The sequence below is a fragment of the Lactobacillus sp. ESL0681 genome (assembly GCF_029392835.1).
In the GTDB taxonomy this organism is placed as follows: Bacteria; Bacillota; Bacilli; order Lactobacillales; family Lactobacillaceae; genus Lactobacillus.
The window spans coordinates 348,810-370,083 of sequence record NZ_CP113943.1; the positions used below are offsets into that span (position 1 = coordinate 348,810).

General features: G+C 36.2%; 17 protein-coding genes and 1 other RNA gene. 2 read left to right on the top strand and 16 right to left on the bottom strand.

The window, feature by feature from the left end; all coding sequences use genetic code 11:
• Position 1: 1 nt before the first annotated feature.
• From OZX59_RS01815 to OZX59_RS01860, 10 genes are all read right to left on the bottom strand, one after another.
• On the bottom strand, positions 2-1,054 hold the full coding sequence (locus OZX59_RS01815) for a carbamoyl phosphate synthase small subunit (RefSeq protein ID WP_277126438.1): 1,053 nt from the start codon (positions 1,052-1,054) through the stop codon (positions 2-4).
• Positions 1,055-1,058: 4 nt separating this feature from the next.
• Positions 1,059-1,967 carry an RluA family pseudouridine synthase gene (locus OZX59_RS01820; protein WP_277126439.1) on the bottom strand — a complete coding sequence of 303 codons (909 nt, stop codon included), beginning with the start codon at positions 1,965-1,967 and terminating at the stop codon, positions 1,059-1,061.
• Entirely contained in the window at positions 1,957-2,424 is a 468-nt protein-coding gene (gene lspA, locus OZX59_RS01825; protein WP_277126440.1) for a signal peptidase II, read from the bottom strand. The genes OZX59_RS01820 and lspA overlap by 11 nt, the downstream gene beginning before the upstream one ends.
• An 8-nt stretch (positions 2,425-2,432) precedes the next feature.
• Complete coding sequence (locus OZX59_RS01830) at positions 2,433-4,109, bottom strand: formate--tetrahydrofolate ligase (RefSeq protein WP_277126441.1); 1,677 nt, start codon at positions 4,107-4,109, stop codon at positions 2,433-2,435.
• A gap of 185 nt (positions 4,110-4,294) precedes the next feature.
• Positions 4,295-4,633, bottom strand: a complete 339-nt coding sequence (locus OZX59_RS01835; RefSeq protein WP_277126442.1) for an acyltransferase — start codon at positions 4,631-4,633, stop codon at positions 4,295-4,297.
• A gap of 13 nt (positions 4,634-4,646) precedes the next feature.
• Positions 4,647-5,864, bottom strand: a complete 1,218-nt coding sequence (locus tag OZX59_RS01840) for a metallophosphoesterase (protein WP_277126443.1) — start codon at positions 5,862-5,864, stop codon at positions 4,647-4,649.
• On the bottom strand, positions 5,861-6,985 hold the full coding sequence (locus tag OZX59_RS01845; RefSeq protein ID WP_277126444.1) for a class I SAM-dependent RNA methyltransferase: 1,125 nt from the start codon (positions 6,983-6,985) through the stop codon (positions 5,861-5,863). Before OZX59_RS01845 ends, OZX59_RS01840 begins: the two co-directional genes overlap by 4 nt.
• Before the next feature lie 68 nt (positions 6,986-7,053).
• An RNA gene (gene rnpB / locus OZX59_RS01850) (RNase P RNA component class B) lies at positions 7,054-7,424 on the bottom strand.
• A 26-nt stretch (positions 7,425-7,450) separates the two neighbouring features.
• Entirely contained in the window at positions 7,451-7,900 is a 450-nt protein-coding gene (locus tag OZX59_RS01855; RefSeq protein WP_277126445.1) for a DivIVA domain-containing protein, read from the bottom strand.
• A gap of 89 nt (positions 7,901-7,989) precedes the next feature.
• Positions 7,990-8,559, bottom strand: coding sequence for a DUF1273 domain-containing protein (locus tag OZX59_RS01860; protein WP_277126446.1), 570 nt, complete (start codon positions 8,557-8,559; stop codon positions 7,990-7,992).
• Positions 8,560-8,628: 69 nt separating this feature from the next.
• On the opposite strand from OZX59_RS01860, the gene recU reads away from it, so the two are divergent.
• Positions 8,629-9,258: a Holliday junction resolvase RecU gene (gene recU, locus OZX59_RS01865; RefSeq protein ID WP_277126447.1), complete on the top strand. Its 630-nt coding sequence runs from the start codon at positions 8,629-8,631 to the stop codon at positions 9,256-9,258.
• Complete coding sequence (locus tag OZX59_RS01870) at positions 9,248-11,617, top strand: transglycosylase domain-containing protein (protein ID WP_277126448.1); 2,370 nt, start codon at positions 9,248-9,250, stop codon at positions 11,615-11,617. The genes recU and OZX59_RS01870 overlap by 11 nt, the downstream gene beginning before the upstream one ends.
• A 53-nt stretch (positions 11,618-11,670) precedes the next feature.
• Here the strand turns inward: OZX59_RS01870 and nth are convergent, their stop codons facing one another.
• The 6 genes from nth to addA form a co-directional block, all read right to left on the bottom strand.
• Positions 11,671-12,303: an endonuclease III gene (nth, locus tag OZX59_RS01875; RefSeq protein ID WP_277126449.1), complete on the bottom strand. Its 633-nt coding sequence runs from the start codon at positions 12,301-12,303 to the stop codon at positions 11,671-11,673.
• Positions 12,303-12,944, bottom strand: a complete 642-nt coding sequence (locus OZX59_RS01880) for a DnaD domain protein (protein ID WP_277126450.1) — start codon at positions 12,942-12,944, stop codon at positions 12,303-12,305. Before OZX59_RS01880 ends, nth begins: the two co-directional genes overlap by 1 nt.
• 71 nt (positions 12,945-13,015) lie before the next feature.
• Positions 13,016-14,314 carry an asparagine--tRNA ligase gene (asnS, locus tag OZX59_RS01885; protein WP_277126451.1) on the bottom strand — a complete coding sequence of 433 codons (1,299 nt, stop codon included), beginning with the start codon at positions 14,312-14,314 and terminating at the stop codon, positions 13,016-13,018.
• Between the two features lie 66 nt (positions 14,315-14,380).
• Entirely contained in the window at positions 14,381-14,863 is a 483-nt protein-coding gene (locus OZX59_RS01890) for a hypothetical protein (RefSeq protein ID WP_277126452.1), read from the bottom strand.
• Positions 14,856-17,642: a helicase C-terminal domain-containing protein gene (locus tag OZX59_RS01895; RefSeq protein WP_277126453.1), complete on the bottom strand. Its 2,787-nt coding sequence runs from the start codon at positions 17,640-17,642 to the stop codon at positions 14,856-14,858. The genes OZX59_RS01890 and OZX59_RS01895 overlap by 8 nt, the downstream gene beginning before the upstream one ends.
• Positions 17,643-17,665: 23 nt before the next feature.
• Positions 17,666-21,274 (bottom strand): helicase-exonuclease AddAB subunit AddA, encoded by a 3,609-nt coding sequence (gene addA, locus OZX59_RS01900; protein ID WP_277126454.1) that lies wholly within the window; start codon positions 21,272-21,274, stop codon positions 17,666-17,668.

Sequence of the window (21,274 nt, forward strand, 5' to 3'; positions counted from 1 at the left end):
TTTACACCATCATCTTTATAAAATCATCAAAAATTTCAATAGCATCACGACTTCCAGGCGCACCTTCTGCATTGAACGCAGTAGCAATAACTTTATTCTGCTGATCACTAAATCCAGCTACCAAGTTGCTATGTAGTTCCAAATATTGTTGGTCAAGCACCTTACTACTATCAAGTGAGATAAGTTGTTTGATGTTTACTGCTACCTGCCAAATTTTTCGAGAATGCAGTTCTATCACAGGATAATTAGTACCATTATACTCTTCGGATAAATCGGCTAACTCAAAATTTAAAAAATCACTTAATACCAGAAAGCCTAACCCAACTCCCCAAATAGGCAGTTGACGATAAAAATAGGTTAGTATTGGTGTCAACTCAGTTTTGACCTCAGCCACTTTGCCAGGTCCATTGGAAATAATAATTCCATCGGGTCGCAGATTCTCAATATCGGTTACTGAGGCATTCCAAGGTAATACAGTAACATTAATTTGCCTTAGCGATAATTCGCGTAATAAGGAATGCTTAAGTCCCAAATCCAAAACCGCTACAGTTTTACCAACATTTGGTGCAGCATATGCATTCTTAGTTGAAACCGCAGCAGATTTATTTTTGGGAAGAACCAGCGCCTTAATTTGATCAAAAGCATGCTCATCATCTGTATCCATAATAGAAGCCTTAAGACTGTTTTTTGCAATCAAGCGATGTACTAAAGCCCGAGTGTCAACATGATAAATTGCAGGTATCTTTTTTTCTTGCAAAAAAGAATCTAAATCTTGAAAATTATCGCTATCAGAAATATTTAGAGCAACATCATTAGCAATGATTCCTTTAACACTTGGATTGATGCTCTCATAATCAATTGCATTGATGCCATTACCACCAATCATCGGTGTAGTAAAAACCAAGATTTTACCTGCATTAGTCGGATCTGTTAAAGCTTCTTGATAACCAAAATTTCCTGTTTGAATTGCTAACTCTCCGGTTGAAATAATTGATGCGCCAATTGCTTCACCAGCATATGAACTACCATCTTCAAGAATTAAATATCGTTTCATTTTGTCACTTTTTTTTTCTTAATTCAGACAATCTTTGCTTAAAAATTGCTGGCGGATCAGCCTTAAATTCTAACCATTTACCCGAACTTGGTTGGTAAAATCCTAAAACTTGCGCATGCAAAAATTGTCCGTGACCACTTAAGGTATGATGAGGACCATATAATGGATCACCAGCTACTGGATGCCCAATGTAAGCTAGGTGTACCCGAATTTGGTGAGTTCTGCCTGTTTCTAGCCTGCAAGCTATCAAGCTATAATTGGCAAATTGCTCTAATACAGTAAAATGGGTGCGTGCTGCCTTACCCTGATCAACAACCGCCATTTTTTTACGATTAAACTGATTACGACCAATTGGTGCATCGATCAGACCGGTCTTTTCAGTAAAATTACCATGCACGATTGCTAAATATTGACGCTTATTCGTTTTATGTGCCAACTGCTTTTCTAAACTTTGCCGTGAATGAGTGTTTTTGGCAACCATCAATAATCCTGAAGTGTCCTTATCAATCCGATGAACTATTCCAGGTCTAGAGCCTTCATTACTAGCCGCAAGTTCTTTAGTATGATATAAAAGTGCATTTACTAGAGTGTGATGATGATGACCAGCTGCAGGATGAACAACCATTCCTTGTGGCTTATTAACTACAATAACATCTTTATCCTCATAAATAATGTCTAGTGTAATTGCCTCAGGCTCTAGCTCAAGTGGCTTCAATGCAGGAATAGTAACATCAATCACATCTTGGTTTTGAATTTGGTAAGCAGCTTTAGCTACCTGATCATTGACCAAAACCAACTTTTCCTTAATTAATTCTTTAATCCTAGTTCGTGAAAGATCGGTTATTTGGGTTGCAATAAAGGAATCTAACCGGCCCTGTTCTTGTTTCACTACCAGCTTATATTTATTTGTCATTCACTTTGTCACTCTCGTCAAAAAACAATAGGTAAATAAATACTAAAATAATACCAATAGTAATTGCTGAATCGGCAATGTTAAAAATGTTAAAATTAATAAAATCAAGCTGAAGCATATCAATCACATATTGTAAATGAATTCGATCAATCAAGTTACCAATAATTCCACCTAAAACAAGTGCAAGTCCCCAGTCAAAAAGCTTGCTGCGATAGTTCTTATTGAATAAATAATATAAGCAGACCAAGATGGCTACAGCACTAATTAAGTAAAATAACCACATCTGTCCAGTCAAAATATTCCAAGCCGCACCGTTATTCCGAACATAATTAAATGACAAGATATTAGGAATAATTTGCTGAACTTCGCCTACAGCAAATTGACTAGTAATCAGGAATTTAAGTCCCTGATCAACGATAATAACGATTAGCGAAATAAATAAATATAAAAATTGCATAAGTAACTTTAAAATAACCCACTAATTTTGCCATCATTATCCACATCAATATCCAAAGCTGCAGGATGCTTGGGTAAACCTGGCATATCTAAAACATGTCCGGTAGTAATTACAATAAACCCCGCACCATTCTTCAGGCTTGCTCCTTTAACATGCAGAGTAAAATCTTTAGGAGCCCCTAACAACTTTTGATTATCTGTGAAAGAATATTGTGTCTTAGCAATAATGACAGGTAATTGGTCTTTACCCAGCTTCTCTAATTCGTTAATATCAGCTTCAGCTTGGTCACTATATTCAACAGCAGTTGCATGATAAATTTGTTTAGCAACTTTTTCAATTTTTGTCTTAACTGAATCATTAGCTTGATAGGTTGTTTGTAAGTCAGCGCTATTTGAGTTGGCCAATTCAATAACTGCTCGAGCTGCTTCAACGCCGCCTTTTGAACCTTGTTCATGATAATCAACTACTTTTGAATCAATTCCCTGTTCTTTAATTAAATCTTGTAACAGGTCAAGTTCTTCTTGTGTATCAGTCGTAAATCGGTTGATTAAAACAATTACCGGTACGCCGTAATTACGCATATTATTCATATGCCGATTTAAATTTTCAAACCCGCTACGTAAAGCAGTGAGATTTTCTTCATTTAAATGTTCTGTTGAGCTTTCAGCTTGGTATTTTAAAGCACGCACAGTTGCTACTACTACACTGGCATCTGGCTTCTTATCCAATTTTCCTGAAACAAAATCCATGAACTTTTGACCGCCCAGATCACTACCAAAACCAGCTTCAGTTAAAGTATAGTCACTCAAATGTAAAGCCAAATTAGTAGCCATAACTGAGTTAGCACCATGAGCAATATTAGCAAATGGCCCACCATGTACTAAAGTTGGCGTATGTTCAATAGTTTGTACTAAATTGGGCTTTAGTGCATTAGACAATAATGCAGCAATCGCACCTTCAAAGCCTAACTCTTTAACATAAACAGGTTGATTATTTCGAGTGTAGCCAACTAGCATATCACCAATTCGCCGTTTAAGATCATTAATATCCGTTGCCAAGCATAAAATAGCCATTAGTTCATTAGCAACAGTAATTGCAAAACTTGATTGATGCTCGACACCGTCAAACTTAGAACCTTGTCCAACAGTAATTTGGCGCAAGCTACGATCGTTAACATCTATACCACGTTTTAACATAATCCGTTCTGGATCAATATCCAATTCATTATCTTGGTAGATATAATTATCAACCAGCGAAGCTAAAGTATCAATGGCAGAAGTTAAGGCATGCATATCACCAGTAAAATGTAAATTAATATCTTCCATCGGAATAATCTGCGCCTGACCACCGCCAGTTGCACCACCTTTTAGCCCAAATACAGGACCCATCGAAGGCTCACGCAAGGCAATCATAGTTTTTTGGTGTAATTGGTTATTGATTGCATCACCTAACCCAATTGTCATAGTAGATTTCCCTTCACCAGCAGGAGTTGGTGAAATTGAAGTTACTAAAATCAATTTACCCAAGTGACCATTATTACGCACTCTTTTGATTGCTTGCCAATTAATTTTAGCTTTGTCATTGCCATACGGCTCAAGATCTTCTTTAGTTAAACCGACTTTTTCGGCTATTTCATTAATTGGTAAAGTATGTGCTTCTTGTGCAATTTGAATATCAGTTTTCATTGCGCATGCCTCTTTCTATAAATTCAAAAATTTTAAATTGTGCTTTTGGTCCAATTTCGCTTCATTTTAGAATTTAGGTCCCACCTTTGTCATAGATTAGTTCCATTATAACAAACTTTGCCAAAGAATTAACGCAATCAAAATAAAAAACGAATGGTTTCAACCATTCGTCTAATACACAGAGCCTACTCCGGCTTATTAAAACGCAATAAGTAATAATTTTCTAAATCAGATAATTTAATTTGATAAAATTCTAATACAAACCAGCTACGAATTAATTTTGGCTGACTTGTAATAGTAGATTTGCTTTTAAAAGGAAGCTTAAAATAAGAATTATCCCAATATGACGTAAAATAGGTGTATAGCAAAAGCAAAATAAAAATCAGACCTAAAATTGCAGCAATTATAAAAGTCATTCTAGTTGCTTCATAAACCAAAATCAGACTAATAAATAGCATAACGAGTAACCAGCTAAAGTAAATCAGGCCTACTCGTCCCAAAATAATAAAATGCTTTTTGTTCAATTTAGTATCCCTTTTAATAAGTAATCTTAGCAATTAAATTACTATGGTCACTAGTATCAAATAATGATTTCAAATATTTATTCAGCTGCGGCTTTTGTTGGATCAAAGTTTGATATTCGGTTGAAGTAGTCAACTTTTTGAGCTCAGCTGAACTAATATGGTTATGACCCGTAAAATAATTATAATTTATCTCCAAAAAAGTTTGTTTAATTTGTCTTTCTAGTGGAGATAATGGACCTTGTTCACTGGAATTACCAGCAAGATTTTTTAATTGAATATTTTTTAAATATTCATGAAAGTTTGCTACAGTTTGATTTTGCAATTCAGCTTCAGTCAAATATGGAGTCATATCAAAGATTTTTCGCTGATACAGTAAACCTTGATCATCGAGCTTTACGACACCATATGCTTGATCGTAAGAGCAAAAACTTGAGGTTACAACTTCAATAGTCGGCGTTTTTTCAACCGGGCCAATAATATTTTGGGCATGAATATGACCAGAAAATGCTATCTTAATTTGATACTTTTCGCATAGCTGCCTAAGTTGCGCTGCATTATTTAACACAAAACCTTGATTAACAGCAGGATTATGAACGTATAAATTGTGATGCATGAATAATAGTGGTCGCAAATCATGTTCTTGTGCATAATCTAACTGCTTTCTTAGCCAAATAATTTGCTCTTCGCTAATACTACCTTCTGTGATTGGTGCTTTAACACTATCTTTTTGACCATAAATATTAGAGTCAAGCATAAGTAACAAGTATTGCGGATTAAGCTGAACGCTGTATGCCAAGGAATTTTGATCCTGACTAAAAGCACATGCGTAAGATTGCTTAAAAATTTCTCGCCAATCATAAGGACTGATCTGCTTAGTAAAAAGTTGCTTTTCCCCTTTAAATCCGCGAGCCCAACCATCAAAAATATCATGATTACCAGGTAAAACTAAAACTTTAGTCTGCGTTAATTTACTAAAGATTTCCTGAAATTTTTGAGCCGAAATGAGTTCACCGTTAAATGTCAAATCACCAGTTACGATAATGGCTGCGGGCTTTTTTTCTTGTGCCATTTTACAAAAAGCAGTTAATGCAATTTCTTGATATACTAAGTCTTTTCCCTGACTAGTCTGCTGCATACGCTTAAATGCAGCACCATTATCATGGAGCTGATCCGCAATTAAATGAGTATCAGTCAGAATCCAAAATTCTGACTTTAAATTATTTGTAATCATTTTTTATTAGCCCAATATTGATAAAAGTCAACACGCAAATTACCATTAAATAATTTACGCTTTTTAGTAGCACGCTTGCCAAATTCTTTTTCAAAATCTGGATCTCCAACTAAATAATATTGACTAAAGTCAGGATACTTTTGAAAAACTGCTCCCATTTGGTGATAAAGCTCAGCTACACTTTCTTTATCCTTTAAGCGTTTACCATATGGAGGATTAGCAATAATTACACCGTTTTTCAAATCAGTCGTGAAGTCTTTAACAGCAACTTGTTTAAAATCAATATCCTGCAATACACCAGCATTATTAGCATTTAATTTGGCGATTTCCAAGATTGATTGATCAATATCACTAGCTAAAATTGGTGATTCAAGCGCCTTTTCTTTACTTTTGGCTTCTGCTAATGCTACGTCGTGTAATTTGGGATCAAACCAGTCAAACCCATCAAAGGCAAATTTACGCCAAGTACCAGGTGCAATATTTTTAGCAATTAGCGCGGCTTCGATTGCTAAAGTACCAGAACCTGTCATTGGGTCAATCAGAGGATGGCTACCATCATAAGGGGTTAATTTTAGCAAACTAGCCGCAAAATTTTCTTTGAGTGGCGCTCCACCGTGTTCAATTCGATAGCCACGCTTAAATAAACTTGCACCAGTGGTATCAAGGGAAATTCGAGCAGTATCCTTGTACAAGTGAATATCAAGCGGATATTCATTACCGCTTTCGGGCAAAAAACCCCGACGATGATATTGCTGTGCCATCTTATTAACAATCGCCTTTTTTACAATTGATTGAATCCCAGGTTCAGAGTGAAGCTTTGATCTAACGGAACGTCCTTGAACTGGAAACTTAGCATCTACTGGTAACAAGGCAGCCCAATCGAGTTCGTAGACTTCATTATATAGTGTATCAAAGTCTGTTGCTTTAAACTCTTTGAGTAAAATTTTAACTCGATCGGCGGTTCTAAGCCATAAGTTAGTTTTGACGATATCTGTTTGCCCGCCTTGAAAAAACACTCGTCCGTTTTCAGTTCGTGTTTCATAACCTAAAGTATTTAGTTCCTTGGCAACTACGCTTTCAAATCCAGCACCCATTGTGGTATAAAGTTGATATTGCTTCATAATTTAGCTCTTTTCATTTTTAAAAAAGCGTTGAGCCCTTTGAAAAGCTCAACGCTGCCTGTGTAAATTTTTATAAGCCACGTTCTGTTCCAGCAGCCTTGGCCAAGCCGCTTTCAGCAGCCATCTATCTTTACTTTTAATTAAAAAGTAATCCAACCTTTAGTTCAATTCCCTAGGTTGAGACGCCCCTACCAAATTTGGGTTGCACACTCGCAGGGTTTACCTCGTTCCACCAGTAATGTTTCCATCACTGCTCCGTCACTGTGGCACTTTTCAGGATAATCGTGCATATCGTTGAATAGACTTAGCACTTTTTCCGCCGTAATTTAACATTCTTTAGCTTGTTGGGCTAAATACGATCACTACAAGCATCGCAGCTTGTGTGTGCGTGGACTTTCCTCAGTTCAGCAAATTTGCCAAACAGCGACTACTCAAAATTAACACCGATACATATTATAGCAAAATTTACTGTTTTTGTAACCCTGAAACTAATTGTTCTAAATTATAGACTTTGCGCTCAAGAGTTGAAATTCGCTGAATAATAGCCATATTAGTTGACCTTTCAGTCTGTGGCTCTTGCTTACTATTAGCAGAGGCAAAGTTTAAAGAACTGTTCCTACTGGTTGGAATATACGTCCTTACATCTTCGGACTGGTTAAGTCGTTGTCTACTTGATTGATCCTGATTTTTTTGCTGCAAATCTTGAGTCTTTCTTTGGTCAGTCATCAATTCGCCTTGTAGTTTCCCAATTTGACCATAAAGATCTTCAATAATCTGTTCAAAAGTATCATAATCAGCAATTATTTGATCCAAAAAAGCATCAACTTCATCTGGATCGATGCCCTTTACTTTGGTTTTAAATTGCTTTTTGAGAATATCTTGTGTTGATAAACTAATATCATTTAAATCCGCCATTACGCTGCAACTCCTTTATTTTTCCTCTCTATTTTAACAAAAACTGCAATTGCTTAAAACCTAAAAGTTAACTTTAGACAAACTTTAAGTTATTCATTAAAATTGTTTTCTGATTGTTCAGCTTGATATTCTTCAGCAGCATCTTGTAAATCATAAAAATCAATTAATTCAAGCGGATATTGCTTGGTTTCCTGGTACTTTTTGATTAAACTATAATCAAATTTAGGCTTGCCTTCTTGTTCTGGGTCATAAATCATTAGGGCTCGATCAGTATGAAGCAACATAAAGTTTTGATAATTCCGCAATTGAACTGGATTTTGATAAGGCTGACTAGAAGTGCTAGCAAAAAAATCAACTTGCTGCTGCAGTTGTAAAAGCTTAGCCTGATTACTTTCATTCCAACGTTTAGCAAAGTCTTCGTACGGAGTAATAATTGAAACTCTCAATGGGTATTGCTTACGCAACTGCAAGGCAACCTCGCAACTCCATTGCTCGATACCTAAATTAGCACCGGTAATTACCCAATCAAGTTGTCCACATTCAAGTAAATTAACCATCTGCTTTTTTAATACAGCTTTAATTACTGCTATCTTGGGATCTTTGTCACCAAAAGTATTTAATTCGTAATTACGATAACCCGTGACCCACAGTCGTTGCATAATAAAACAGCTAGCTCCTTATTCAAAAACTTTTTCTTTATTGTTATAATGCTAGCAGGAGTGAAGATAATGGTCAAATATCCTAGCGGCTTTTCAGCAGCTTTTCATGATTCTAAGATAGCAAAAACTAACTTAAGAAGTCAGCACCGCAAAAATAGTAATTTTTCTGATCGCGGGATGACTTTGGAACAGATGATTAATGAGTCAAATCAATATTATCGGACAAAAGAAATCGCAATTGTTCATAAAAAACCGACTCCAATCCAAATAGTTAAAGTCGACTATCCTAAGCGTTCACGAGCAGTAATTAAAGAAGCATACTTTCGTCAAGAGTCTACAACAGATTATAATGGCGTTTATCAAGGTTATTATTTGGACTTTGAAGCCAAAGAAACTAAAAACAAAACTAATTTTCCGTTGAAAAATTTTCATGAACACCAAGTTGTTCATTTGGATCAATGTTTAAAACAACGTGGAATTTGCTTTACTATTATTGGTTTTACCTCCTTAAAGAGGTATTTTGTGACACCAGCCGATTTTATTATTAAGGCTTGGTGGACTAAAAATAAGAGTTCAGTAACTTTAGCAGAAGTTGTGCAACAATCAGTTGAAATTAAAACAGGATTTCAGCCTACGCTACCGTACCTAATTGCGGTCGATCATTTTATTGCAGATAGGAAATCAAACAATGATAAGTAATGATAATAATTCAAATAATCAACGGCAATCACGTAAAGAATACCGTCAAAAGCAGCCTAAACCACTATGGCGTAGAATTTTGAAATGGTTTTTTCTAGCCGTTTTATTATTAGTAATTTCTGGAGTAGGTCTTTTTGCCTATTATGCTAAAGATGCGCCTAATATTAGTCAGGCACAGCTAGAAAGCGGTGGTTCTTCCGGACTTTATACGACTGATGGCAAGTTTTTATTATCTTTAGGTTCTGAAAAAAGAATTTATGTTAAGGATGATCCGCAATTACGCTTATTAAAAGATGCGATTGTTTCTGTTGAAGATAAGCGATTTTATCAAGATAAGTTAGGTGTTGATCCTATTAGAATCGTCAGTTCGATGCTGACTAATGCTAAGAACAAGGATATTTCTGCCGGAGGATCAACTATTACTCAACAATTGGTCAAGTTAACCGTTTTTTCAACTAAAGACTCCCAACGTACTTTGCGGCGTAAAGCTCAAGAAGCATGGTTAGCCATGCGCGTTCAGCGAGAATATTCTCACGACCAAATATTAGAATTTTATATCAATAAGGTCTATATGAATTATGGCAATTACGGTATTGGCACTGCCGCAAACTACTATTATGGTAAGAAAATCGGTCAGCTTGACTTAGCTCAAACAGCACTCTTAGCAGGAATGCCGAATCGCCCCACTGCCTACAATCCATATACTTATCCTAAATACGCTAAATATCGGCGTAACATAGTTTTAAAAGCCATGCTTGATAATAAAAAAATCACTCAAAAGCAATATGACCAAGCCAGAAAGCAAAGTATTAAAAAAGGGCTAAAGTATCATAGCCAAAAGGCGCAATCTGATTTACGCAAAATTGATGATCCATACATTAAAGAAACGGTTGCCGAAGTTCAGGAAAAAGGCTTTGATCCATATCGTGACAATTTAAAAATTACGGTTAATATCAACCAAGCTGCTCAAAACAAACTGCATGATTTAGCCAATAATGGACAGGTTCCTTTTACCAGTGACAAAATGCAAATTGGGGCAACTGTTGTCGATCCAAGTAATGGCCATGTGATTGCAATTTTAGGTGGGCGCAAACTCCCCTCGTCTGTTCAGTTAGGGCTTAACCGTGCCGTACAAACTAGTCGTTCGACAGGATCTTCGATCAAGCCAGTGCTAGATTATGGTCCAGCAATTCAATATCTAAATTGGTCAACTGCCAAGACTTTAGATGATAGTAAGTACCACTATCCTGGTACTAATGTGCAACTCTATGACTGGGATAACAAGTATGACGGTCTAATGACCATGCGTCATGCATTAGAACAATCCCGTAACGTGCCAGCCGTCAAGACATTACAAGAAGTTGGTATTAAAAAAGCATCTAAATTTGCTCGTAACCTAGGAATTGATGTACCTAAACATTCTGGTCTATCTGTTGCAATTGGAGCCAATGCTTCTAGTACTCAAATGGCTGGTGCATTTAGTGCTTTTGCAGCAATGGGAGTTTATCATAAGCCACAATTTGTGTCTAAAATTGAAACACCTGATGGCTTAACCCGAAATTATGATTCAGCAGGTGTTCGAGTAATGAAAAAGTCGACTGCCTATATGATTACCGACATGCTTAAAGGAGTTATTAAGACTGGCTCTGGAACTAATGCTAAGATACCCGGTCTGCACCAAGCGGGCAAAACTGGCTCAGTTAAATATTCAGATCAAGATCTTGCTCGTTATCCAGGATATGCTTCAACACCCAAGGATTCTTGGTTTGTAGGTTACACGCGAAGCTACTCAATGGGAGTTTGGACTGGTTATGATAATCTCAAGGATGGAACCATCTCTGGTATTGGTCAGCAATCTGCGCAATTAATTTATAAAAGCATGATGACATATTTAATGCAAAACAAAGAAAATACTGATTGGGAGAAACCTGACTCAGTTATTAGGGCACGTATCGTTAAGAACTCTAATCCGCCTGAAGTTTCTAACACTGGGCAATGGCAATTATTTGTTCGTGGTCATGCACCGGCTGGTATAGTAGATGATACTGGCTATGACGAAGACGATGAGGAAGTTAATTCTAATAACACTACCTCGACGACTAACACGCAAGCCAATTATGCTAATAATCGTAATAATGCTGGGCAAGATGGTTCAAACTCACAAGCAAGTCATAATCAACGCCATTCTGACCAACATAATGATAATGATGATCATCGCGATCAAAACCAATCTTCTGATCAACAGCACTCTAATTCTGGTAACAATTCACGTCCTAATTCAAATTCAACTAATCAGAATAATAATCGACCCGAATCTAACAATACCAATAACGAAAATAATACTCATGATCATCATTAAACATAACAAAAAAACGGCAACATCAAAGTTGTCGTTTTTTGTTTTTCCATAAATTAATTTTCTCTTTTTAAATAAGTGTAAGGATCATTTTTATCTCGAGCAGTCATTGAATATCTCCCAAATAAAATCAGTGCGTGATGGGTATGAATCCACTCGTCCTCTGGTAGAATTTGTTCTAATCGATGTTCAATCTCAAGTGGTTTAGCATCCTGCGGTACAATCTTAAATCGTTTAGCAATTCGTGAGACATGTGTATCAACTGCAATAGCTGGTATACCAAAACCATCTGCTAAGACCACATTAGCAGTCTTAACTCCAACTCCAGGTAAAGTCACCAAAATTTGTTTATCTTTTGGAACCTGGCTATCATATTGATCGACTAATATTTGCGCCGCTGCTTTTAAATGCTTGGCTTTAGAACGATAAAGTCCGATCTGCGCAATGTGATTTTCAATTTCTGTTAGTGGAGCTTCAGCCAACTTTTGAGGGTTAGGATAATCCTTAATAAATTTCGGCATGACACGATTGACCATCTTATCGGTTGTCTGTGCACTCATCAGAACCGCACAGAGCAGATGAAAATTATTATCCCAAATTAACTCACTTTGTGCATCAGGATACATCTGATTAATGGTTCGCAACACTTTGCGTGCTGCAGTTGTGCTTAATAATTTTTCTTCAGTCATTAGCGATTCCTTTGTAAAAACTTCTCGACTTCTGCGCTAGTTTTTAAGTTATGCCTTTGCCAATTAAGCAAAACTCGATCAACATACTTTAGACTATATGCTTGAGCTAAAACTGCCTCTCTTAACGCTAGCTTGATAATTTCTGGTTGATAATGGTCTTCATTTAACCAAGAAGCAATCTCTTGGCGCTCTAACGGGCTAAGATAGCGACCAAACTCAATTTCAAATTGTCTTGCTAATTGAGTTTGTGGACTATTGTCAATCTCTGCAGCTTCATTTGCTGCTGCAGTAGGTTCAGAGCGGCGATTAACATTTTTAGCTAAATAATCGTCTAGTTTCAAGTACAACGGGTTCAGGTTATACCGATTTCCAATGCGGCCCTGGCTATCAGTAATTTGATCAATCGTTAAGTATTTTTGGTCAATTAATTTTTGTAACAAGCCGGTCACTTCTGCTGGTGATAAATTAGTATTGGCAGCTAACTTCTCATCAGCTGGGAAATTGTCTCCACGTTGACTAAATGCTTCTAATTGGATGATTAAAATTAATTCTGCATCACTAATATTTAGTTGTGAATAATACGCAATTAACCCATTTTGTAAGGTAGTAAAACCTAAAGTGCGAAAGTCGTTATAATGCAATCTAATTTTCTCCTTTAAAAAAGTTGAACTAATCTCTTAGTTCAACTTTTGTTTTATTCTTTGATTAAAATCTATGGCTCAATCCGATTAATTGTTCTTGGAAATGGAATAGCTTCTCTTACATGATCCAATTTACAGATCCAAGCAATGACACGTTCAAAGCCCATTCCAAAGCCTGAATGTGGTACGCTACCATACTTACGTAAATCTAAATACCAGCTATAATCTTTTTCATTTAAGCCAGCTTCTGCTAATTGAGCACATAAAGTGTCATAATCACTTTCGCGCTCAGAGCCACCCATAATTTCGCCATAACCTTCAGGTGCTAAAACATCTGCACATAAATATTCTTCTGGTTTATCAGGGTTCTTCTTCATGTAAAACGGCTTAATTGCAGTTGGATAATTAACAATGAAAAATGGTCGATCAAATTGTTCAGAAATATAAGCTTCATCAGGCGACCCAAAATCATCGCCCCATTTAAAGTCACGACCAGCATCTTGCAACATTTTAACAGCATCATCATAGGATAAACGGGTGTAATTTCCTTGTGCTGCTGGAGCTAACTTATCAATGTCACGACCCAAAATTCCTAGTTCATATTCACAATTTTCAATAACTTGCTTAACAACATATGAAAGAAATCTTTCTTGTAAGTCTAATGACTCATCTTGGTGCATCCAGGCCATTTCAGGCTCCATCATCCAAAATTCAGTCAAATGACGTCTAGTTTTGGACTCTTCTGCTCTAAAGGTTGGACCAAAAGTGAAAATTTTACCAAATGCTTCTGCACCAACTTCACCGTATAATTGACCAGATTGAGACAAATAAGCGTCACCACCAAAATACTCAGTATGGAATAATTCAGTGGTTCCTTCTGGTGCCGAATGCATGAAAATTGGAGCATCAAACTTAATAAAGCCTTCGTTTTCAAAGAAATCAACCGTAGCCTTATAAATAGCATTACGGATACGCATAATGGCAAATGGTCGCTTACCACGTAGCCACAAATGCCGATGATCTAATAAGAAATCAACTCCGTGTTCTTTATTACCAATCGGATAGTCTTCATTATTGGTAATAATCTTCAAGTCGGTGATTTGAATCTCATAACCAAAATGAGATCGCTCGTCTTGGTGAATTGTCCCCTTAATATAAAAACTAGCCTCTTGATGCAATGACTTAGCTGCTGCAAAAACCTCTTCACTAACATCATTTTTACGCATTACTCCTTGGAAAAAGGCCGTCCCATCACGTAATTGCAAAAAGACAATTTTTCCACTTGAGCGTTTATCTGTTAACCAAACATGCATTTCGACTTCTTGATCAACATATTTAGCACTATCTTTAATTGAAATTAATTCTGTCATAAACTTTTATTCCACTTTCCTTATTGTATCAAGTTAATGATACCAAAATTTTAGCGAGTTGGCGACTTAAGATATTAAACTACCATTTTTAAATTCATATAATTGATAACGATAGCTACCAGTTTTACTTTTGGCGGTAACTTCCCAAACTGCTCTGTTCTTGTACCATCCTAAGTTAATTTGAGTAATCTGATTAGCAGTCTTTTTTGCCTGATAAGCTCGTTTGATTTTGGTTTCACTTACCCCTTCAGTAGCTGCTAGCAGATAGCCTTTTTTAGAACCTGGTAAATAAACAAAATAATAAGTTTGATGCTTTTTCCCTATTCCCTTAACGGCATAGCTATTAACTCCCCTGTCTAAATGATAATAGTCATGGACTTCTTTTATAGGGGTTTTTTTAAGAGCAATTTGAGCAGTTGCGTGATTGTTATTTGCTTCAGGTTGCCCAGCTTTATAAAAAATTAGTACTGCTACCACATAGGCTAGCACCAAAAATACTATCAACCAAGCACAGAATTTAATTGTTTGTCTTGTATCATCTTTAATCATAATTGTCTAACTTACCTTTTAATTTTTGTAAACTAATTTTTTGAGTTTTAACTGGAATGGCATTTAAAAACTGCTTACCATAATCACGTTGCCAAATTCGTGAATCTAAAATCAAAAATTGGCCATGATCCTTTTCGCCGCGAATTAGCCGACCAATTCCTTGCTTAAATCTAATTAGTGCTCGTGGCATCGTATCTACTTTGAAGACGTTCAATCCACGATCTGCTAACTGTTTTTGCCGCAGTTTTACTTCAGGCTGATCAGGAGAAGAAAACGGTAATTTGGCAGCTATGACCAAATCAATACTACATTGATGAAAATCAATGCCTTCCCAAAAACTATCTGCTCCAATAATAATTGCCTTATTGGCAATTGCAAATCTTTTGGCAATTCGATTATTTGAACCTGAAATTCCCTGAGCTAAAATTTCAAAGTCACGCAATTCCGGACTATTCAAAATAGCGCTGAAAATATCCTTAATTTTCGATAAATTAGTCATTAGAACCAAAACATGACTCTTTTTACTTAAGTCATGCTCTAAAATTTGGACTAAAGCTTCATCATACTCACTGCTAGCAAAATCAGGCATATCACTAACTGCTAAAACCTCTAAATGCTGCTGCAAATTAAAGGTACTGTGACCCAGATACTTTTGTGGATGTAACTCGCTTAATGCTAACTGCTTGATTTCAAAATTAAAGTCATGATTGCTAGTTAAGGTTGCACTTACAAATAATAAATGGTCAAAGTGGTCATAAATATTAGTTAACTCTGTTGAAGCATCCAATGCAAGCCAATTTAAATTAACACTTAAAGCGTCTTGCGGATTAGTTAACGAAACAATAAAGCCCTCACTCTCAAGCTGAGAATCGTTATTTAATAAGTCCGCTAATTGATAACCTTTTTCCGCATAAAAATCTAGGCGATCAATTTGGTCAGTAATTTCACTTAGTAGCGCATCACGATCATTACTTGAATTATCACTTTCTCGATATAATTTAAATAAAATCTGATTAGTTTGTTGTCTAACTTGTTCTAACTTTCGTTGAAACTCACTAAGTTTAGCTATAAAATTTTGCTTTTGAGCAAATAAAACTGGACCTTGAAAACTTAACAGCAGATGACCATTAGCCAAAAGATTTTTGTTAATTGCCTGACCTCTTTTTGCATACAGCATCTTTTGTAAGGAATTAATTATCTCAATTAATGCTAAAATTTTAGGATCTAGTTGTTTTAATAAAAATTGTAGTTGTCGATCACTTGCATATTGATTGAGGACACTATCATCAGCGTAATATAGTAAATTGCGTAAATGACTCAGCACACCCCATAGCGATTCAAATTGAAATGAATCATTACGAGAAGTAATTACATTATCCAGCAAGCGATGAGCCTCATCAATTACCAGATAAGGATTTTGACCCCAAATCGAATCATGGTAGTTATTTGCCAAATAGGCATGATTCGTAACTAAAATGTCAGCTTGCTCTTGGCGCTCACGTGCTAAGTTCCAAAAATCAACCTTGGCAAAGTTACTACCTACACGTGCATCCCCTGGATGAGCAATTTGACTAAATAATGGAGCTCGATAATTAGTTAATTGTAACTCGTCTAAATCTCCCGTCTTAGTTTCAGTTAGCCAAACCAAAACCCTCATTTGTAAGATTAAAGTTAATTTGTTACTACTTCCTTGATACAAACTCTGATAAAAACCGTCTAAATCTAAATAGTGACTACTTGACTTAACGACTTCAGCTGTTAAATCAAGCCCCGTTACGGCTAATAGTTGGGGAATCTCTTGAGTAACAATTTGTGTTTGCAAAACTTCAGTTGGCGTTGCAATCACCAACTTACGACTAGAATACAAATTATAGGCATAAGCAAACAGGTAAGAAAAAGTCTTACCCGTACCATTAGGTGCCTCAACTAGTAGACCTCGTTGTGTCGGATCTGTTACAAAACGTCTTATGCGATTAATTAAATCCACTTGCGGTTGACGGTAGTTTAATTTATTGCCAAACAGTTTGCGTTTATCCTGATCGCTTTCCGGAAAAGTTCTATTTTCACTTGGTTTATCAGCTGCTAAAGATAACCGTTGCTTTTGTAAAACCAGATTACGTACCTGCATCTGTTGCTTAGCAAGTGGGCGCTTTTGCTTACGAGAATCTTCAGCAATGGTAGTAAAGATCCAAGAAGTATCACGAATCAGTTCATGTGACAGCGAACTAAGGGTATTTAAAGTCGCCTGAGGCAATTCTGATAAGCGATGGACAATCTTAATTAGCAAAATTGCAGTGCCATATGCGTCAGAGTCTGCTTTATGTGGATTCAGATGCTTAATCTGCAACTGCGCAGTTAGATCACTTAACTTGTATGATGGTAAAGTCGGAAAAGCGATTTTGGCCAGTTCAACCGTATCAATTGCCCGATTAGTTAATTCCGCTAAACCATGCTCAACTAATTCATAATTTAAAAAGGGTAAATCAAAATTAACATTATGAGCTACAAAAATGGTTCCCTGCAAAATTTTACGAATTTTAGGTCCATAATAGGAAAAGTCTTTTTGTATGGCAACATCTTCATTGTGAATATGAGTTAAATTTTGAATTGCTAGTGGAATTTCACGATGAGGGTTAATCATAAAAGAGTAAGTCTTTACTACCTTGAGATTTTTAACAATTGCACAGCCAAATTGAATAATATGATTATCAGCTTCTCGTTGTGTACCAGTAGTTTCTAAATCAACCACAGCAAAAGTTTCATTTGTAAATGAGGTCATCTTTCTGCCTCCCTTTATATTTTCTATTTAACTTCTACCACTTTCTTGGCGTCAAGTAAAATCAAGTATTTATGGGTGACTTTTGCTTGCGCAAAAGAATTAAGTGCACGTTCGTATAACCGTAATTGACCGGCATATTTTTGTTTGAGTTGTTCAATTACTTGTGGTAGGTTTTGTTGATTAATGTGATCGGTCTTGTAGTCAAATAGGGTAATACCATTATCCCCGATAAAATAACCATCAATTGTTCCGTGAACTAAAATCTTGGCACTTGGATCACTAAAGTTAGCAAATAAGCTATTAGCTGGCAGTAAACTGGCAAAGTCAACTTCTCGTTTTAGTTTATCAGGAAACTGCCAAAATCGCTTAGCAAAATCGCTATGCACAAACCAGCTAATCTGGTCTTGCTGCAAAGATGACACAATTTGCGGATTAAGTTTCTGCTCAGCCACTAAAGTTTGAATTTCATTGGCAAGTTGCTGCTCATCTCCAACGCCACGATAATCATAGTATTGCAAGATTAGATGAGTTGCCGTACCAATCTCAGCCCCCGTAAATTTAGTTGCATATAAAAAATTCGGTTTAGTTTCAATTGGCTGCAAATAACGATTATTAGATGGTACATAGTGCGCGTTGGCAAGATCCGTCTCAATTGGATCATTGAAAGCACGCTTAATTTCAGACACAGCCTGATAGGCAGTCGTTTGAGTCGCGTCTTTAAAAGGATATGAAAAATCATATAATGCTTTAGTCGTCTGATTCAGTAATTTAGTCTTAGGTATTGGCTGCGGAATTGTTGCTGAAGTTGGACTAGCTTGTTGTTTATTTTCATATCTGATAAATAGTAGCGACTCACTGCGATCTAAGCCGTTAGTTATCTCAGATAGTTGGGTATTATCTATAGTAGTTTTGTCCCACAAAATTGAACCAACTAGATCAAGTGGATTTTTGGCAGCCAACTTATCAGTCAAAGACAAACTTTCTTGATTTTGCCAAACAGAAACCTTTTTAGCATAGTCTTTAATATCAGCTACTAGAATTAATTTTTGTTTAGCCCTGGTAAAACCAACGTATAAAATTCGCGCTTCTTCTTCCAGCAACTGCTTTTGCTGCTCAAAATTAACAGCAACTTTAACTAGCGAATCAGCTCGATATTGCGGACACCGGATAGTAAGTCCAACTGCATCACGTCCAAGATTATAGTTTCCTTGTAAATCGTTTTTTTGAAAATTGTGTTGTAATCCTAGATAAAAGACAATCGGAAACTCGAGGCCTTTTGAGCCATGAACGGTCATTAATCTAACCGCATCTCCAGCTTCCTTGGTTAAAAGTGGCTGCGCTAAATCTTTCTGACTGCGACGCATCCGCTCAATAAAGTTGATAAATGAATATAGCCCTTTAAAACCAGCACTTTCGTAAGAAGTTGCTCGTTCATACAACGATTCAAGATTAACCCGGCGCTGCTCACCATTAGGCAAAGCAGTCATGATTTCTAATAGGTTAGTTTGCTCATAAATACTCCAAATTAATTCTGAAATTCGGTGATTAGTTGCAAATTGTCGCAGTTGCTCCAATTGATTTAAGAAGGACTTAACTCGCTGGCTCAGTTCATCGCTAACTACAACGTAAGCTGTCAAGGCATTATAAAAACTCGTATTTTTACTATGAATTCTAATCTTAGCAAAATCTGGTTCTTTAAAATTAAAGATCGGCGAACGCAAAACTGTTACCAATGGAATATCCTGATCTGGATTATCAATAATTTTCAGGTAATTCATGATTAATGTTAACTCAAACGTCTGAAAATAATTTTTGGCATCAGTCACAAAGATCGGAATATCATTTTCATTAAAAGCCTGCATAATCTTTAAATTATTACTACGGCTTCTAGTTAAAATGGCAATATCGCTATATTTAAATGGGCGAAGCTCAGGCTTTTCACCATTGGTATCATAAACTTGAAAGTGCTCACGCTTTAGTTGCTTAATTCGTTCAATTACCATCGTAATTTCAGTCGGATCAGTTTCTTCGCCGTCTTCGTCACTACGCTTGTCACTATTATCAGAATAAAGAATTTCACTGGCACTAGGCAAATTGTCAGGATAATATCGTGCACCAAAAATCAAATTGCCCTCTTTTGCATAATCGATTCCACCAAAATCACTACTTAATACCTGACTGAAAACTTGATTGACTAGTTTAATTACTGGTTTGGTAGACCGAAAATTATCTGCCAATAAAATCTGCTCCTGATCATGATTTTCTGTTTTTGCAGTCTCATGATATTTTTCCAAAAACAAACTTGGTTCAGCTTGACGAAACCCGTAAATTGATTGTTTAACATCCCCTACCATAAACAAATTATTCTGGCCAGTTTGTTTAATAAGCTGTAAAAGTTTTTCCTGCAAGGGATTAATATCTTGATATTCATCGACCAGAATTTCTTTAAATTTATGCTGATAAAATTCACGGGCCATTTGGGATGCTGATGTCTGCTTACTCAAAATTTGATATGCTAGTTGCTCCATATCGCTGTAGTCTAATAAATTTTCCGATCGCTTTAATTGATTGAAACGATCAATTAAAGCAAGTTCAGCTTGGACAATTGCGCTCATAATCTGCTCACCGTTGGCTAGCAAAGTTACTTGATCACTTTGATCTGTAGCATAAAATGATGAAAATAGCTTAAAAATCACATTTTTGGCTTCTTTTTTTAAAGCTTGACATTCTTGATAACTGGCTTGTAAATCTTCATCCCATTTTGCTGATTTTCTATAACTACCTGTGAATACACAACTACGCAATAGACTACGCTGTTTATCGTAATCATCATCTTGCTTTACAGCTTGATAGAAGTTTTTTAAATTAGTCGCAAATAAGTTGAAACTCTCATTGACCTTACTTAACTCCTTAGTTGTCAATTGACTAGTACCTAATATCTGTTCAATCTTAGTTGCTAGATTTTCAACCATGGTAATTATTTGTGTCTTGATATTATGCTGCCATAAATTAGACGGTATTATTTCACTTATCTGGTATTGTTTTGGTAACTGCTTTAACCATTGCTGATAATCCGGCTTAGTTAGCGCCACATTATATAAGTCTAACAATAAATCTTGAGCAGTTTGATCATCACGGTCACCGGCAAAATTATCATAAAAAGCAATAAAGTCTGGATCAGCTTCGTCTAAATATTCGCCTTCAATTTCATGCAGAGCACGTTCTCTGAGTAAAGCAGCCTGAGTTTCGTCAGTCAAAACGCTGAAACTAGGATCAAGATCAATCACGTAATAAAACCGGTGAATCACATCTAAGCAAAAAGCATCAATTGTTGAGATATTAGCCGTATCAACTTGATTTAATTGTTTATGCAAATATCGTTTTTGCTCAGGGCCAGTGGCAAAAGCTAGACTTTGCTCTAAGCCTTGTTTAATCCGACTCTTCATTTCTTGGGCAGCAGCCTTAGTAAAAGTAACAATTAATAGTTGTTCAATATCTGTGCCAGCCAGCACTTCTGTTAGTACTCTCTTAGTTAATACCGAAGTTTTACCACTACCAGCTGAAGCTGAAACTAGAATATCAAGATTACGGTCATCAATTGCCTGCTGTTGCTTTTTAGTATATTTAGGCAT